General features: G+C 34.2%; 17 protein-coding genes. 13 read left to right on the forward strand and 4 right to left on the reverse strand.

Annotated features, from left to right (window positions below):
• Positions 1-448: 448 nt before the first annotated feature.
• The 4 genes from mdh (at position 449) to DUT71_RS18655 (ending at position 3,937) form a co-directional block, all read left to right on the forward strand.
• Positions 449-1,387 (forward strand): malate dehydrogenase, encoded by a 939-nt coding sequence (mdh, locus tag DUT71_RS18640; protein WP_113664065.1) that lies wholly within the window; start codon positions 449-451, stop codon positions 1,385-1,387.
• Between the two features lie 262 nt (positions 1,388-1,649).
• Entirely contained in the window at positions 1,650-2,900 is a 1,251-nt protein-coding gene (locus DUT71_RS18645; protein ID WP_113664066.1) for a site-specific integrase, read from the forward strand.
• An 83-nt stretch (positions 2,901-2,983) separates the two neighbouring features.
• Positions 2,984-3,547: a Crp/Fnr family transcriptional regulator gene (locus DUT71_RS18650; protein ID WP_113664067.1), complete on the forward strand. Its 564-nt coding sequence runs from the start codon at positions 2,984-2,986 to the stop codon at positions 3,545-3,547.
• A gap of 60 nt (positions 3,548-3,607) precedes the next feature.
• Positions 3,608-3,937, forward strand: coding sequence for a DMT family transporter (locus DUT71_RS18655; protein ID WP_113664068.1), 330 nt, complete (start codon positions 3,608-3,610; stop codon positions 3,935-3,937).
• A 127-nt stretch (positions 3,938-4,064) separates the two neighbouring features.
• Here the strand turns inward: DUT71_RS18655 and DUT71_RS18660 are convergent, their stop codons facing one another.
• The 4 genes from DUT71_RS18660 to DUT71_RS18680 form a co-directional block, all read right to left on the reverse strand.
• Positions 4,065-4,346: a helix-turn-helix domain-containing protein gene (locus tag DUT71_RS18660; RefSeq protein WP_034979496.1), complete on the reverse strand. Its 282-nt coding sequence runs from the start codon at positions 4,344-4,346 to the stop codon at positions 4,065-4,067.
• Positions 4,343-4,639, reverse strand: coding sequence for a helix-turn-helix domain-containing protein (locus DUT71_RS18665; protein ID WP_031504736.1), 297 nt, complete (start codon positions 4,637-4,639; stop codon positions 4,343-4,345). The genes DUT71_RS18660 and DUT71_RS18665 overlap by 4 nt, the downstream gene beginning before the upstream one ends.
• A 100-nt stretch (positions 4,640-4,739) precedes the next feature.
• Positions 4,740-5,123 (reverse strand): hypothetical protein, encoded by a 384-nt coding sequence (locus DUT71_RS18670; RefSeq protein WP_078677548.1) that lies wholly within the window; start codon positions 5,121-5,123, stop codon positions 4,740-4,742.
• A 509-nt stretch (positions 5,124-5,632) separates the two neighbouring features.
• Positions 5,633-6,091 (reverse strand): DUF3408 domain-containing protein, encoded by a 459-nt coding sequence (locus tag DUT71_RS18680; protein WP_113664112.1) that lies wholly within the window; start codon positions 6,089-6,091, stop codon positions 5,633-5,635.
• A 526-nt stretch (positions 6,092-6,617) separates the two neighbouring features.
• Between DUT71_RS18680 and mobA the strand changes: the two genes are divergently transcribed.
• The 9 genes from mobA (at position 6,618) to DUT71_RS18725 (ending at position 15,774) form a co-directional block, all read left to right on the forward strand.
• The gene (gene mobA / locus DUT71_RS18685) at positions 6,618-7,052 is read left to right on the forward strand and encodes a conjugal transfer protein MobA (RefSeq protein WP_113664070.1); all 435 of its coding nucleotides are present in this window, start codon (positions 6,618-6,620) and stop codon (positions 7,050-7,052) included.
• A 4-nt stretch (positions 7,053-7,056) separates the two neighbouring features.
• The gene (gene mobB / locus DUT71_RS18690; protein ID WP_113664071.1) at positions 7,057-8,319 is read left to right on the forward strand and encodes a conjugal transfer protein MobB; all 1,263 of its coding nucleotides are present in this window, start codon (positions 7,057-7,059) and stop codon (positions 8,317-8,319) included.
• A gap of 148 nt (positions 8,320-8,467) precedes the next feature.
• Entirely contained in the window at positions 8,468-8,764 is a 297-nt protein-coding gene (locus DUT71_RS18695) for a helix-turn-helix domain-containing protein (protein WP_038333201.1), read from the forward strand.
• A gap of 8 nt (positions 8,765-8,772) precedes the next feature.
• Positions 8,773-9,663, forward strand: a complete 891-nt coding sequence (locus DUT71_RS18700) for a DNA-methyltransferase (protein WP_201772824.1) — start codon at positions 8,773-8,775, stop codon at positions 9,661-9,663.
• A complete protein-coding gene (locus tag DUT71_RS18705; RefSeq protein ID WP_038333205.1) occupies positions 9,660-10,721 on the forward strand; it encodes a DNA cytosine methyltransferase in 1,062 nt (353 codons plus the stop codon). The genes DUT71_RS18700 and DUT71_RS18705 overlap by 4 nt, the downstream gene beginning before the upstream one ends.
• Positions 10,705-12,552, forward strand: a complete 1,848-nt coding sequence (locus DUT71_RS20410; protein WP_205313994.1) for an McrB family protein — start codon at positions 10,705-10,707, stop codon at positions 12,550-12,552. The genes DUT71_RS18705 and DUT71_RS20410 overlap by 17 nt, the downstream gene beginning before the upstream one ends.
• Positions 12,549-14,210, forward strand: coding sequence for an LlaJI family restriction endonuclease (locus DUT71_RS18715; protein ID WP_113664072.1), 1,662 nt, complete (start codon positions 12,549-12,551; stop codon positions 14,208-14,210). The genes DUT71_RS20410 and DUT71_RS18715 overlap by 4 nt, the downstream gene beginning before the upstream one ends.
• A 69-nt stretch (positions 14,211-14,279) precedes the next feature.
• On the forward strand, positions 14,280-14,858 hold the full coding sequence (locus tag DUT71_RS18720) for a hypothetical protein (protein ID WP_113664073.1): 579 nt from the start codon (positions 14,280-14,282) through the stop codon (positions 14,856-14,858).
• Positions 14,842-15,774, forward strand: coding sequence for a Kiwa anti-phage protein KwaB-like domain-containing protein (locus tag DUT71_RS18725; RefSeq protein ID WP_162796121.1), 933 nt, complete (start codon positions 14,842-14,844; stop codon positions 15,772-15,774). Before DUT71_RS18720 ends, DUT71_RS18725 begins: the two co-directional genes overlap by 17 nt.
• The last annotated feature ends 242 nt before the right edge of the window (positions 15,775-16,016 follow it).

Consider the following 16,016-nt stretch of genomic DNA (forward strand, 5'->3'; position numbering starts at 1 on the left):
GTCCAAAGCTCGTAAACTCGCCTTGGAGCTGCCGCTTCAATAAGGTTTAGCTCACAAACACCTCTGCTACTTTCGGCAAGCTGGTGTTCCCGCTGTGCCAAAAACAGCCGCTCAAAACCTAAGGCACAGGAGCTAACACCTGGCCCAGGTTACGCAGTGCAAATTAAAACCGCCAGCTGAATTTCATTTGCGATGTAAAATGCAATTGATTTTCTAAAAAACTGAAAAACATGGGCATACAAATGGCCATAACGGCGCTTAAACGCTGATTTTGCAGCAATTGCACAACATAATGCACGCAAATGGAAAAAATATTTGTTTAGCTGATACAAATCTATACCTTAGTTTCGTAAAAATTCTTTAAGTGTTACACCCATAAATTACTCTAAATGAAGCAGTCGTATTTATTTTAGGTTGCTTCGCTTGTATTAAAACCAAATTATATAGCATGAAAATAACAGTAGTAGGTGCTGGTGCCGTTGGCGCCACCTGTGCAGATAACATTGCACGGAAAGAATTAGCAGAAGAACTAGTATTATTAGATATCAAAGAAGGTTTTGCCGAAGGTAAGGCCATTGACATGATGCAGACAGCAACCTTGCTGGGCTTCGATACCAAAATAAAAGGTGTAACAAATGATTATAGCCAAACGGCCGGTTCGGCGGTTGCCGTAATCACCTCGGGTTTGCCCCGTAAACCCGGGATGACCCGAGAAGAACTGATTGGCATTAATGCAGGCATTGTAAAAGGTGTGGCCGAAAATATCCTGAAATATTCCCCGGAGGCCATTATCATTGTGATTAGCAATCCCATGGACACCATGACTTATTTGGCGCTGAAATCACTCGGACTACCTAAAAACAGAATTATTGGCATGGGTGGCACTTTGGACAGCTCGCGTTTTAAATATTATTTAAGCCAGGCACTTAACTGCAACCCTAATGATTTACAAGGCTTTGTAGTGGGCGGGCACGGCGATACCACCATGATTCCCCTAACCAGATATGCAACTTACCAAAGTTTGCCCGTAACTGATTTGCTAGATGAAGCCACTTTGGAAAAAGTAGCGGCAGATACCATGGTTGGCGGCGCTACCCTAACTGGCCTGCTTGGTACTTCGGCCTGGTATGCTCCTGGTGCAGCTGGTGCGGCCTTGGTAGAAGCCATCGTAAGAGATGAAAAGAAATTGTTCACTTGCTGTGTTGCCCTCGAAGGTGAGTACGGTCAGAATGATATTTGCTTGGGTGTTCCTGTAATTATTGGGAAAAATGGTTGGGAAAAAATCATTGACTACAAATTAAACGAAAAGGAACAAGCGGCATTTAACAAAAGCGCCGATGCGGTACGCAACATGAACAATGTACTGGCCGAAATGAAGTTAGTTTAAAATAAAGTTTCAGTAAAAATACATCAAAGATTAATAACAGGCAAAACGGTTGTAAATAAAGGCTTTACAGCCGTTTTATGATTTTTTGGTAATGAGGTAAAAAGCAGTAAAAAGCGAGGTTTGGCAAAAGTAAGGTTACTAAAACGTTACTTTTACATATTATAAACAATCATTTAAAATACTGTATTTCAGCTTTCTGCATAGTTTTTCATATTGTTCCGTAGCTCACATAGGTTTAATTTTATCATTAAGAATTGTGAGTATGGAAACGACAAAAAAATCAACATTTAAGGTATTGTTCTACCTTAAAAAGAACGCCCCAAAGAAAAACGGAAAAGTTACGGTTATGTGCAGAATTACCGTAAACGGCAAACAGTCTGCATTCAGTACAAAGCTGGATATTTCCGCAACAAATTGGGATTTGAAGTACGGCAGGGTTTTAGGTAAAAGCCGAGAAGCACAAGACACAAACAAGAAACTTGACAAAATTCGTTCGGGTATTGAGGAATGCTATTCCAAAATTCTAAAGAATGAGGGGGCTGTAAACAGTGCTAAACTTAAAAATGCCGTTCTTGGGATGGAAAGCGGAGAACTGACCTTTTTCAAATTCTATGAACAGTTCCTATTGGACTATGAGAAAAAGGTTAATAGTGGACTTCGGGTAAATGGCACACGCAGTAAATACAAAATACTTTTGAAACATCTTCGAAATTTTGCACTTACAAAATACGGCTATTCCGATGTGTCCTTTAACGACCTTACACCTGATTTTGTGCAGGACTTTGATTACTACCTGCGTGACGACCAAAGTTTAACACACAACACCATTTGGCTGTATATGATTGGATTTACTACGCTTTGCCGATTGGCAATGACCAGAAAGCATCTTGCTTTTAATCCGTTCAGCGAGTACAAGAATACCAAAAAGGATAAAGACCGTGGCTATCTGCTACGGAACGAATTGGAACAGCTTGTAACGTTCAACTGCGAAAAAAAGAAAGACGAATTGGTTAAAGACCTGTTTGTTTTCAGTTGCTTTACAGGGCTTTCGTATTCGGATATAAAAGGACTTAAAAACAGCAATATTCAGGAGTTTTTTGACGGCAATCAATGGATTATCGTCCGCAGGAGAAAGACAGCCACATCGTCTAATGTAATGCTATTGGATATTCCCAAAATGATTATCGAAAAGTATGCAGGGCTGTCAAAGGACGGCAGGGTTTTTCCTGTTCCGTCTAACAGTTCCTGTAACGATAGATTAAAAGGAATATCCCAACAGATTGACTGTCTGAAAGAAAAGAAAGTAACTTTTCATTTGGCACGCCATACGTTTGCCACGTTGTTTTTGAGCGAGGGCGTTCCGTTGGAAAGTTTGAGCAAAATGTTAGGACATAAGAATATTGCTACCACACAGATTTATGCCAAGATACTTAACGAGAAAGTCGGAAAGGATATGCAAAAAGTATCGCACAAATTTAAGGGTATGGAGCAGTCTTTTATTTCACAGCTCTGAAACCACCAAAGTGATTATTGAAAGCCAATGTTATAGACTGAATTGGCTTTTTTTTGTACTTTAGCGAGTAGAACTGCTAAAAAATGAATCCTTTAATTACTCAATTTAAAACATACGGGAATATATCATCTGAAATAGAATCCGATTTCAATATTCGTGTTAAACTCTTTCAAAAAAGAAAAGGGGATTTCTTCTTAAAGCAAGGACAAATCAATTCAAGTCTTTTTGTTATTGAACAAGGATTGATTAGGGCATTTTTTAAAAAAGAAGATAAAGAAGTGAATACTTGGTTTGGGATGGAAAATGAGTTGATAGGTTCTATTTTACCTTTATATTTTAATCAACCGTCCTTTGAATATATCCAGTTTTTGGAAGACAGCATTATCTATTCTATCTCCAGTGATGACTTGAACGATATGTACAAAACATACCCCGAATTAAATTTGATTGGGCGAAAAATTGCAGAAAAACTTTGTGAAATTTTAGAAGAACGGATAATTGCACTACATACCGAAAGCGCAGAACAAAGATATAAGGCATTAATTCACAAAAGCCCAGAAATAGTGCAAAGAATTAATTTAGGACATATTGCATCTTATCTTGGAATTACTCAAGAAACTTTAAGCAGAATAAGAAGTCGATTTTGATGTAAGTCAAAAAAATGCATTAAATGGTTAAGTAATTTTGCGTTCTAAATCAGAAACAAAATGAAATATCTATTTTTAGCACTTGCGATTATTCTTGAAGTTATCGGTTCAAGTTTTATGAAAGCATCCAACGGATTTACTAAAATCATTCCAACAAGCATTACAATTATTGCGTATATCGTCTGTTTTTTCTTTTTATCACAAGCATTAAAACATATTCCCTTAGGAATTGCTTATGCTATTTGGGGTGGTTTAGGGATAGTATTAACTGCAATTATCTCTGTTGTGGTATTTAAGCAATCTTTAGACTTACCTGCTATTATTGGAATTATATTGATAGTATCAGGCGTATTTGTAATGAACTTCTTTTCAAAAACAGCAACCCATTAAAAAATGTGGGTTATTTGAAATTAATAAAACAGGGTTAACAGATATCTAAAAAAATAAAACAGCCCACTGCTTAAGCAGTGGGCTGTTTCTTTAATTGACCGATACAGTTACAGTTTCACACAATCAGCTAACGCTGATAGTTATCTTCCAACACCTTAATAATATCGCTTTCACGAAACAAAATTTTCCGTTCGAGCTTGATAAAAGGTATCAGTCCGTCATCTCTGTACTGTTGCAACGTCCGTTTGCTGATATGCAACATCTCGCAAACCTGTTCGCCCGAAAGGTAGATTTCCCCTTTTAAGAGTGGGTGGAAATATTCCCTGATATACAGCAGTTCGTTTTTGATGCCTACCACAGCTTCGAGCAAGGCAAGCATATCTTCGTTTGAATTTCCAATCTGTTTCATTTCTTTTGCTTTTTTAATGGCCGCTCTCCCTGCATAAGTAACTCCACTTCGGATAATCTGAAATACGTTTTCCGATTAATTTGCGTTGCTCCAAGAATGCCTTTTGCCCTATACGTCTGCAACGTTCTTTTGCTGATGTTGAGCAATTGGCAGGCTTCCTGTTGGTCGAGCCATTTCGTTGCCTGTTGCAGTGCTTTGTAGGGTGTAGTCATTTCCGCTATCAAATTGGAAACTTCCTTAACTTCCCTATGCAATGCTTTCAATATCTGAATGTCTAAAACTGTTATTTCCATATCTGCATCATTTAAACCTCTAAAATAAAAGCTATTCACATAGGTCATTTTAATGTTGCATCCGATGGCGGTATTTGGCGTACAGTTGCCAAATACTAGGCTATAATCCTAACTTTGGTTTCTTACTTTTAGGACGAGACTGTTGCGTTATGATTGTATTGTCCATTTTTAAAGCAGGCTTTTTATTGGTCTGTATAGCCTGATTTTTTTCTTCATTTTTGAAGTCCGAACGGATAAGCGTTTTTGTCGCACCTATTATGCTTTCAGGTTCGGAAGTCTGCTTTTGTTGTTCAGTACGTTTTCCCCCGAATAGTCTGTTCCAATCTATTAAGCCTTTTGCTTCCCTGAACTGACGTTTTAAATTAGCGATGAAATTGGAAATCGGGTCGCTCTGTTTATCAACCTGTATCAAAGGACTATGTTCTTTTTTTCTGATTTGTTCTTTCTTTTTCTGCTCTTTGTCAGGTATTACTTTTTGTGCCATAGGTTCAAAATTTTCCCCCAATATAGAACACAATGGAATGTATTGTTTTCTTTTGGCATTATATGGCAGTATTTGCCTTATATTGGCACAATATGAATAGAAAGTAATCCTCAAAACACTTTAAATTTTCCTTGCAAAGCCCTCACACATTTAAAGAGTTTTGTACGGATAAAGGAAAGCATACAAAAAACACCCTATCCTTAGCCTTTACATGTTTTTTGTACCCTTTTTTTGATTGGAATTGATTAAAAAACAATAAAAAGGTAGCAAAGATAAGGCGGACAGCCACCGTACCACCCAACCAAAAGACTACGGCATAATGGCAGGGCAAATATGGTGGCTTCTCCGAGTTTGTTGTGTGCCCTGCCACCCTTCGGGACTTATTCCGTTTCCTTTTGGTTTTTCCGCCTGTCCGCCTTGTTAAAATGGCTTTCTTTTTTTTCTGTTTTTTTCTTTTGGAAAATAATTTTAAGAGGGAGCAACGCATCGCACCTGACAAAACACCATAATCAAAACAGCGGTTTGTGTTTCTCGTTGTAGATTTCGCTAATCAATTCCCCAAACTCCTGAAAATGGTATTCGATAATGTTATCTAAATACGCATAAATCGTAAGCTTGTCAATTCCCATAATATTGGTTAGTCTGTTAAATGTTTCGTGGTGTTCCTGCCGTACATAGACCGATTTGCCTTTGCTTGCATTCCTTTTAGGGATTTTAAAGAACTCTACGCAATAATCCTCTTTCGTCAGCTTCTTTGGTTTTGAAACGGTTCTTTTGGTGTTGCCTGCAATCGGTTTTGTATTTTCTGTTTCTACAGATTTTTCGCCTGTTTCGATGGCAGTAAGGTCATCCCTATGCGGTAAAGTGTTCTGCTCTTGTTCAGGTTCTTTCTTTTCATCAGTTAGGAAATTTTCAATAGAGAAATCCTCCTTTTCGGGTTGCTGATTTTTGTTTTCTTCGTGTATCATGTCTCTCATTTTTAATATTATATCCAATTAGCTGTTTGGTTAACTAAGCAATCAACTGTATATACTGTTGTATCTACCTATCTACCTAAGCACCTGCATACCCTTAATTGGGTAGTTCATTAACTCAAAAATCTGTAATTCGTCTGCAGATTTGCTGTCGGGATTTATGCTGTTTAGTTACTTCATTAAGGATATAACCAATCAGCTAGCTAGCCATATACAAAGGAAATAAAAGCAGTCCCAATCTGCCTTAAGGTGGTATTCAGTGGCATCATTTGGCGTTCATTGTCATTGTTATAAATAACTGTTATTCAAATAGTCTTGCCGAAATTTGTAATGGAAGCTATGGGTTTTCCCTGCTAACTCCAATCCGTTTGCAAAACGGATTTTTCTGAACCCTTGTTCAGAGCAAGTTATCTTTTGAGGTACTCGAAATGAATTTCGGCACCTCAAAAGTACTTGCCCTTGCAGGGGGCTGGAAACGGCTCCGAAGTCGCCCGTTTGCTTAATATTAAAATGGATTATTATGGAAGAGAGAAACACAAAACAGATTAGGAAAACAGGAAGAAAACCAAAGATTGACCCTGCCGTCAATCGGTATTCTATTAACCTGAATGCAGAAGACAATGCCAAGTTCCTTGCCCTTTTTGACCAGTCAGAAATGAAGGTAATCGCTCATTTTATTACAGCCTGTATCTTTCAAAAGACGGTTAAGACTGTAAAAATTGATATGAATGCAATAGAGTATCACGAAAAGTTAACCCGATTTTTTGGTCAATTTCGGGGAATAGCTACCAATTACAATCAGATTGTGAAGTTATTAAACGCCAATTTTTCGGATAAAAAAGCAGCTGCATACCTCTATAAATTGGAAAAAGAAACCATAGAATTGGTAAAAGTTACTAAAGAAGTCATCCGTTTGACACAGGAATTTGAAAAGAAATATCTAAATAAAGAGTAGAAAAATGATTGCAAAAATAGGAAAGGGAAACAATATGTATGGAGCTATTTTGTACAATCAGCAGAAAGTGGACAAAGAAAACGGAGCGGTTTTATTACTGAACAAGATACCCGACACGGTGGACGGCAGGTATTCTGTAGTTTATTTTAATAAGTGTTTTGAGCCGTACCTGTCGGCAAACATCAAAACGGAAAAAACGGTACGGCATATTTCGCTGAATCCAGATCCTTCAGATAAGGTCAGCGATGAACAGTTTGCCGAAATGGCACAGGAGTATATGGAACGTATGGGGTACAGCAATCAGCCCTATATTGTTTTCAAACATACGGATATTGACAGAACGCATATACACATCGTTTCGACTTGTGTAGGCATTGACGGAAAGAAAATACCCGATGATTACGACCATCCACGCTCAATGGCAATCTGTCGGGATTTGGAACAGAGATATAATATGAAAAAGGCAACTGAACAAGAGCAGAAACAAGCCAATAAAGTTTTCAAGCCTGTAAATCATAAAAATGGCGATATCAAAAGTCAGATTGCTTCGGTAGTACGGCATTTACCAAAGTATTATAACTTTTCTACTATGGGAAGCTACAATGCTTTATTGTCGCTATTCAATATCACGGCAGAAGAAGTTAAGGGCGAGCGGAACGGACAGACCGTAAACGGTTTGGTGTATGTTGCATTGGACGAAAATGGGAACAAAGTAAGTAATCCGTTCAAAGCATCTTTATTCGGAAAAGACGCAGGCGTTGCTCAACTTCAAAAATATTTTGAACAGTCCAAAGCGAAAATGAAAACCACGCCTGTAAGGTCTGTTCTAAAAAATACGGTGGAACTTGCTATCCATACCACAAATAACGAAAGGGAATTTAAAAAGCAGTTATCCGAGCAGGGTATTAACACCGTTGTAAGACGTAATAATGACGGACGAATTTACGGTATGACTTTCATCGACCACCAAAGCCGAAGTGTTTGGAACGGTTCGCAATTAGACAGAAACTTGTCTGCAAACGTGTTCAATGATTGGTGGAATAACGGAAGCAAACCTGGATTGAAGATACAGAACAGTCCTATTTCTGAAGAAAATGAAATAGAGAGCCTACCGACAAAAGACCTTTTTGAGTTTCTTATAAATGAGCATTCGTCTAATTCTGATTTGGGATTGTTCAGTCTATTACCTAATACGGAGGGAGAAGATTATGAGGAGGAACAGTTTGCTAAACAAATGAAGAAAAAGAAGAAAGGTAGAAGAATGTAGAATAGCATTTCACATTTGTACAAAAGATTAATTAATATAGCTTTATCTTTTCACTATTCATTTGTTCCAAAAATTCGCAGTAAAAGGATAGGATGCTTATATCATTTTCGATATATTTGCCAATATATGACAAGTCATCATTTTAATAATGAAGAGTAAATTTGGACATAAAATAAGAATTCTTAGAGGTAAGCAGAAATTACTTCTAAGAGAACTCGCACCTTTATTAGAGATGGATACAGCTCAATTAAGTAAAATTGAGCGTGGAGAAAGGCAAGCAAAAAAAGAAACTGTTTTGAAAATAGCTAAAATACTGAATGTAAATTCAGATGAATTAGTAACGCTATGGTTAGCTGACCAAATATGTGAAGTAGTAAAAGATGAAAAGAATGCATTATTAGCAATGATGGTAGCTGAAGAAAGTGTGAAATATTTGAAAAAATGATTAAAAAGATGAAAAACACTCAGAACATAGATGTTTTAAATGAAACTGCAAGAAAGCATAATTTTCTTGAGGAACCAAGTGGTATATATAACCCTCGATATAATTTATTCAACCAAAAAGTAATTACAGATAATCTTGATATTTCTGTAAATAATCCATTTGAATCAATTACTGGTAATTCAAAAATTGCCAATGGAGATTGTGAAGATCTAATGTCAAATATTGAAAGTGAGAGTGTTGATTTAATTCTTACCGACCCTCCTTTTAACTTAGGTTCTTTTATGCACAAAAGAGGTACAAACCTTATTAAGATGAGAGAGAACCAATTTGCATACGCAGGTTGGGACGATTTAGAATATGATGAATGGTTAATGAAAATGAGTGCTTTTTTCAAACAAAGCAATCGTATATTACGTAAAAAAGGGAGCTTGTTGCTATTTATGTCTTTGATGAAAATAGAATCTATTATCAATCTTGCAGAGGAAAATAACTTCTATTATAAAACTGTAGGAATTTGGCATAAAACGAATCCAATGCCAAGAAATATGAACTTACATTTTGTAAATTCAACCGAAGCTTGGGTTTATTTTATCAATGAAGGAACAACAGGTACATTTAATAATGACAATAAAGTTCTTCACGATTTTATAGAATCGTCCTTAACTACTCAAAGTGAGAAAAAATTTGGTAAGCATCCCACTCAAAAGCCAATAGACGTCTTAAATCATTTCACAAAAGTTCTTTCAAATGAAGGAGATGTAGTATGTGACCCATTTATGGGAAGTGGTTCTACTGGAGTAAGCTGTGAAATAAATAACAGGCAATTTATTGGAATTGAGCTGAATGAAGAATATTATAATATTTCTAAAAATAGAATTCAAGATATTACTATAAAATGAGAGTAGTTGACTTATTTGCAGGAGTTGGCGGACTTTCTTTTGGTTTCACAATGGCTAACTTTGAAACTGTATTTGCAATTGAACACGATGAATCAATTGCAAATACATATAAATTAAATCACCCAAATACGGATGTTTTTTCTACAGATATAGAAAAGTTGAATCTAAAAGATTTGACAAAGAAATATAAAAATATAGATGTTGTAATCGGAGGCCCTCCTTGCCAAGGTTTTTCTCAAAAAGGTAAAAGATTAAGTTTGGACGATGAACGGAACTATCTTTTTAGATATTTTATTGAATTTGTTAAGGCTTTTAAACCTAAATATTTTTTGTTAGAAAACGTACCTAACATAACCACAACATCAAATGGTTTCTTTAAAAATGAGATTATTAGTGCGTTTAATGATTTAGGTTATGAAGTAGATGTAGATATTCTAACAGCTTCCGATTTTGGAGTTCCACAAAATCGGAAAAGAGCATTTTTCTTAGGAAAAAAAGGAACAGAAAAGTTATTGTTACCAAAAACAAATGGTAAGAAAACAACTGTTGCTGATGCGATTTATGATTTACCAAAAATTAAATCTGGGGAAGGAAGAGAAATTGATAATTATCCTTGTGAGCCATTATCTGATTATCAAAAACTAATGAGAAAAGGTTCTAAAGAAATCCATAATCATCAGGCAACAAAACATAGTGAATTGGCTTTGAAAAAGCTATCAATGATTCCGAAAGGTATGGGGAAAGAAGTTCTACCTAAAGAATTATTGACCAAATCTATTTTTTCAGGTACGTGGACTAGACTTAAAGAAGACGGATTTGCTCCAACAATAACAACAAGATTTGATACTCCATCTTCAGGAATGTTTACACATCCAATTTTAGACAGATGTATTACAGTACGAGAAGGCGCAAGATTGCAATCTTTTCCTGATAGATTTATTTTTTATGGAACTAAATCATCTCAATTAAAACAAGTTGGAAATGCTGTGCCTCCTTTATTAGCATATTCCATAGCCAAACTAATTAAAAAAGATAACGACAATGAGCTTACCAAATAATGTAAAAACGAGAACTCCAATAGACCCAAAATTGGCTGTGGGTTCATCATTACCTAAGCCTAAAGAACTAATTGCTTTAACAATTGTATTATATCTCATAAATGAAGAGAGGGAATACCTTGACTATACTGTTCAATCTGGTAATACAATTCAGATTAAGGATGATTTGATTAGTTCGATGAAAAGTTTCTTTTCTTCAGTTGATAATTATAGTGAACAAAATATTGATAGATTAAGAACTGAAAACTCTTTAGTTTCAATGCAACTTGAGCCTTTACAAGTTTCTCTTCAAATAGTTTGGAAATTAGCAAAAGTAAAGGCTATAAATTCAAGCTCTTCAAGTCAAGAAAGAACGGGAGGAGTTAGAGTTCCTAAATCATTAAATTTTACTTCGAACCTCGTTTTGCTCAAATCCATATTAAGTGACAATAATAATACTGTAGCCGAATTTTCAAAAACAGTTTTGTATCGTTGGATTTTTAATGAACCTATCGAGTCAGAAAATCAGAATTTAGAAGCTAAATTAAAATCCGCTTTATTAATATTCACAGAAGACACGCTGTACAAAACTTGGTTAGATGATAATACAGAAGTTCTTTTCCAACAAGAGGGTATTTATGATTTAATAAACAATGACACAGATGTTGTAGATTTAAAAGGCGTAAAAGAGATTAAGGGTACTTTAAGAAATTTAAAATCACTTTTTTCTCATAATCTACACCCTTATTTGAAAATCGAAGGCGATAATGTTAGTTTAAGAGAACAGGCTTTATTAGAAGATTTTACCCAATATAAAAATAAAGTTTCAAATCAATTAGATTTAGTTCCGAAATCTATAGAAATTGTTGAAATAGAAAATGAGGGTGAGCTACCAAATACTCCTGAAAACATAGAAAACCTCCCTCATCAAATCATTTTCTATGGTTCTCCCGGAACAGGAAAAAGTAGAGAGATAGAAATGAGAACAAATGGTCATAATCGAACAAGAACAACGTTCCACCCTGAAACAGATTATCATTCTTTTGTAGGAAGTTATAAGCCTGTAATGGACGGAATCAACATCAAATATGAATTTGTTCCGCAAGCATTTACAAAGGCATATTGCAATGCTTGGTTAAATCCTGAACAGCCCTATTTTCTAATCATTGAAGAAATTAACAGGGGAAATTGTGCTCAAATTTTCGGAGACTTATTTCAATGTTTAGATAGGGATGATAATGGCTTTTCAAAGTATGAAATCAATTGTGACAAGGATTTAGCAAATTATCTAAAATTTGTATTTGAAAGTTCTGCCAATACGAAAGCAGTGGAAAGCTACAAAGCGATAATTCAAACAGAAGATTTTGATAAAATGATTCTGCCAAATAATCTTTATATTTTGGCAACGATGAACACTTCTGACCAATCTTTATTCCCAATGGATAGTGCATTCAAAAGACGTTGGGATTGGGAGTTTGTACCAATCAATTATGATGATGCGAATTCTTTAAACATCATTATCGGAGATAGTACATTTAACTGGGGGAAATTTATTAAGAATATCAATCCGAAAATTAAAGAACTGACAGGTAGTGAAGACAAACAACTTGGAAACCGCTTTGTAAATCCTAAAGACAAAAACATAACGTTTGACCAATTCAGGTCTAAAGTCTTGTTTTATTTATGGTCGGAAGTTTACAAGGATGAATTTGGAACTCAGAGTTCAATTTTCAAATATGAACTTGAAGAAAATAATCCAATAGATTTCCAATTTGGAGCGCTTTATAACGACAACGCAACAGATATTGTATTGTCATTTTTGAAGTTTAACGGATTAGAACCTGAACAATGATAATATTATTTGAAGAATATCATTACAAAACGGAAGACCTTTCAAAAGTTTTAACTGAAAGGTACTATTTCCCTATTAATGGTATTGAATCAAAAATTAACTTTGTTGGGTATTACTTCAATCCGCAAATAAATGACGGAAAAGGCGATGTTGTCATCATATTTCCGAAAGTTTTTATCAATAAACATAATTTAGCTTTTGATGAGTTTACGCCAGAATCCTTAATCAGTCCAACATTTGAAACAACACAAAGATTAACCGAAACAGGAAAAGACAAGCTGATTTTTGAAATTTCAACTTGGTTGTATCGGGCAATTCAACAATTCAATAAAAGGCATTTTTACAATTCGATTTCAGAAAATCAATTTATCAATCAAATTGTAACCAATTTGGATGAAAATTCAAGTACTGAACTTGATATTATTTTAAGTTTATTGAGGTTTCATAAGGAAAATCAGGACTTATTTACATTCATTGCAAAAACAGCACACTCACAACAAAACAAAATCAATTGGCATAAAACTATTAATAAAAAACAGCCAATTATTCATAATAACCAACCAATTTATGTTGATTTAGCAACAACTAGAAAAAGAGTAAATGATGACGAAGAGTTACTCATACTTTTTTATTCAACGCTAAATCACATTAAAGAAAAGTATGCGTTTAATTTTCAAATCCCTCAAAATTATATTCTAATTAAAGGGCATCAATTTGAGACGGTTTTAAGAAGAGGATGCAGATTATTGAAAAATATTAAGTACAAATACTTTTCGGACAAAATGATTTGTTTGTACAATTTGCTATTTACCTACTTTGAACGAAGTGAAAGAACCCAATCTAAGAAACAAATTGAAGAAATTCTTCTAATCAAGGATTTTAATATTGTATTCGAGGATATGATTGATGATTTAATCGGAGATAGTACCTTATTTTCCGAATTAAAAAATCACGCTGACGGAAAACAGGTTGACCATATTTACAAATATAAATCACTTCTGATTGAAGATGAAATCTATTTTGTTGGAGACAGTAAATATTATAAACCTCAAAATAGCGTAGGGAAAAATTCAAAGGCAAAACAATTTACTTATGCCAGAAATGTAATTCAGTATAATATTGATTTATTTAATAAAGGAGATTTAGACCAAAGAATAAGATACAGAGAAAACGAAACGGAAGGATATAACATCACTCCGAATTTTTTCATTTCTGCCTTTGTAAATAAAGATTTTGATTTTTCTAAATCATATTTGAACGAGACAGGAAAACCAATAATGCAATTTCATTTCGAAAACCGACTTTTCGATAGGGATACGTTATTTGTTCAATCATACAACATCAATTTTTTGTTTGTACTTTCGGGCTATCTATCAAGAAATTCAACTTTGAAAAACAATTTTAAAAAAGATACGCAGAAAATATTCAGAGAAAAGTTAGTAGCTTTTATCAATGAAAAATATCAGTTTTATAAAGTCAAACCGATTGAAGAGAATTTCATCTATAAACATTTTAAACTGCTAAATGGTAAGGTTTACAAACCATCACAACTTGAAAATCAACTGATTTTAGCCTTTGAAAAAGGCTCTGACATTGACGGAGTAATTTCACAAATTGAAGCTGAATTAGAAGAAAAATCGGTATATGTATTAGAATGAAAATAATTTAAAAATCAAATGGTTACAAGAATAAAAAAATATTAAATTGGGTCAAATATAAATAGCATTATGAAACCAAAATTATTAACAGCAATATTACTTTTTATAAGTGCTTATTCGCCCTTGTTCCTGATTTTGGCAGTGAAGGATTTTGATTTTAATTGTTCATATCATTTTAAGCACCCAATTGCAATTTATACTATGCTCGGCATTGCTTTATTGAGTGTATTATTGTTATTTCTTACGGTTGCTTCCACAAAGAGGGGTAATATGCCTGTAAAGATAAAATCAGTTAAGAACCGTTCTGTTGATTTAATCAATTATACTATCCCTTATATAGTTTCCTTTTTCAGTTTTGATCTATCTAAAATCGAAGATATGATTTCATTAAGTATTTTCTTATTATTAATGCTGTTGCTAACAATCAAAAGTAAATCCGTTTTTATGAATCCTATCTTATTATTAGCTGGCTATAACCTTTATGATTTAGAATATGAGTTTGACGGCAAAACTTGCTCAACCATCGTAATAAGCAAAGAGGAAATGTATACCGATGAACGTTTTTACATACGAAGCCTAACCAGATTTTTATATATAGTAATAGAAAAGAAAATTAATAATAATGCTAACGATGAGACAGAAATTTAGAGCATTAAAAGACCTTGATTTACAAAATGCTGATGTGTCGTTAGCAATTGTTAAGGAGTATAAAAAGAATAGAGAATCTAAGTATATGGTTAATTACGTACAAATTAACCCCAATTTAGAAACTCGTTTACGGAACATTGTAACTCGTAAAATAAATTCAGCAAATACATTTGAAGACTACACCTTTGATTGTCCTGAACCAGAAGAAGACCAAGTAAGAGCAATCAATTATGAAGAAACAGACTTTTACAGGATATTCGAGCAATTACAAGATTTAAATCCTGAAGAAGACATAATAGAAAACATTGAAGAACTTGTTAAAGCAAAAGCCTATTTAATTATACTACGCAATGAAGAAGGAATTCAGGTTGTAGGGTTTAAGACATTACCTGAAAACTGGAAAATGAAACGAGACCGAGGATTAATTCCTCTTCTTTACAGAGAAAACCGTTTTGAAGATTTAGAAGAAGAAAATGTTTTCAGTATATCTTCTTTTGTTGACTTGATTTATTTCAATGAAGCACTTTTTATTCTTTCAAAGAAGAATTTTGAGAGCGGACTTAATTTCCGTAATGGAATGTTAGCAAAAGCAGATGAATTATATCAAGAAGTTCGGGAAATCAATCTATTTGTCAATATAGAAATTCTTACTAATAGGGTTGGTAATAATCAACGTTACTTACGAAAAATAGCCACTATAAAAAATTTAGGCTATTATCAAAACAATGATTACTTACAACGTCTCAGATTAATTAGCCAACAAAGAAATTGGGGAATTGAATTTCAAGAGGGACAAATTGTAATTACAGAGGAAACACTAGATGCTGTACTTACGTTATTACAAAATAAAAGACTGCATTCAGAATTAACGGATGAAACTTTTGATGTTGATAGCGCTAAACGTTTAGAAATGTAGAGTTATAAAAAATATATACGACACATAGATTATTAAATTCAATGTGTCGTTATATGCTAAGTTTTGTATATTTGCTATGAGCTAACGGAAACACGTTGAAAAACAAAGCAATAAGCACCGTTACCAAATCGTTACCTGACTTTTTTGATAATCTTTATAAAAGCTTAGTATTCAGGCAATACAGCTTTTTCCTGAAAACTTTAAAATAAAAAACGTTAAGGAATTAACGCACATTAAGGACT

Origin of the sequence: Pedobacter nanyangensis (assembly GCF_003313505.1) — a bacterium.
GTDB classification, from domain to species: Bacteria; Bacteroidota; Bacteroidia; order Sphingobacteriales; family Sphingobacteriaceae; genus Pedobacter; species Pedobacter nanyangensis.

Excerpts from the sequence above, each read along its gene's own strand:
- mdh (WP_113664065.1), top strand. The coding sequence starts at position 449 with ATGAAAATAACAGTAGTAGGTGCTGGTGCCGTTGGCGCCACCTGTGCA.
- DUT71_RS18645 (WP_113664066.1), top strand. The coding sequence starts at position 1,650 with ATGGAAACGACAAAAAAATCAACATTTAAGGTATTGTTCTACCTTAAA.
- DUT71_RS18650 (WP_113664067.1), top strand. The coding sequence starts at position 2,984 with ATGAATCCTTTAATTACTCAATTTAAAACATACGGGAATATATCATCT.
- DUT71_RS18655 (WP_113664068.1), top strand. The coding sequence starts at position 3,608 with ATGAAATATCTATTTTTAGCACTTGCGATTATTCTTGAAGTTATCGGT.
- DUT71_RS18660 (WP_034979496.1), bottom strand. The coding sequence starts at position 4,346 with ATGAAACAGATTGGAAATTCAAACGAAGATATGCTTGCCTTGCTCGAA.
- DUT71_RS18665 (WP_031504736.1), bottom strand. The coding sequence starts at position 4,639 with ATGGAAATAACAGTTTTAGACATTCAGATATTGAAAGCATTGCATAGG.
- DUT71_RS18670 (WP_078677548.1), bottom strand. The coding sequence starts at position 5,123 with ATGGCACAAAAAGTAATACCTGACAAAGAGCAGAAAAAGAAAGAACAA.
- DUT71_RS18680 (WP_113664112.1), bottom strand. The coding sequence starts at position 6,091 with ATGATACACGAAGAAAACAAAAATCAGCAACCCGAAAAGGAGGATTTC.
- mobA (WP_113664070.1), top strand. The coding sequence starts at position 6,618 with ATGGAAGAGAGAAACACAAAACAGATTAGGAAAACAGGAAGAAAACCA.
- mobB (WP_113664071.1), top strand. The coding sequence starts at position 7,057 with ATGATTGCAAAAATAGGAAAGGGAAACAATATGTATGGAGCTATTTTG.
- DUT71_RS18695 (WP_038333201.1), top strand. The coding sequence starts at position 8,468 with ATGAAGAGTAAATTTGGACATAAAATAAGAATTCTTAGAGGTAAGCAG.
- DUT71_RS18700 (WP_201772824.1), top strand. The coding sequence starts at position 8,773 with ATGAAAAACACTCAGAACATAGATGTTTTAAATGAAACTGCAAGAAAG.
- DUT71_RS18705 (WP_038333205.1), top strand. The coding sequence starts at position 9,660 with ATGAGAGTAGTTGACTTATTTGCAGGAGTTGGCGGACTTTCTTTTGGT.
- DUT71_RS20410 (WP_205313994.1), top strand. The coding sequence starts at position 10,705 with ATGAGCTTACCAAATAATGTAAAAACGAGAACTCCAATAGACCCAAAA.
- DUT71_RS18715 (WP_113664072.1), top strand. The coding sequence starts at position 12,549 with ATGATAATATTATTTGAAGAATATCATTACAAAACGGAAGACCTTTCA.
- DUT71_RS18720 (WP_113664073.1), top strand. The coding sequence starts at position 14,280 with ATGAAACCAAAATTATTAACAGCAATATTACTTTTTATAAGTGCTTAT.
- DUT71_RS18725 (WP_162796121.1), top strand. The coding sequence starts at position 14,842 with ATGAGACAGAAATTTAGAGCATTAAAAGACCTTGATTTACAAAATGCT.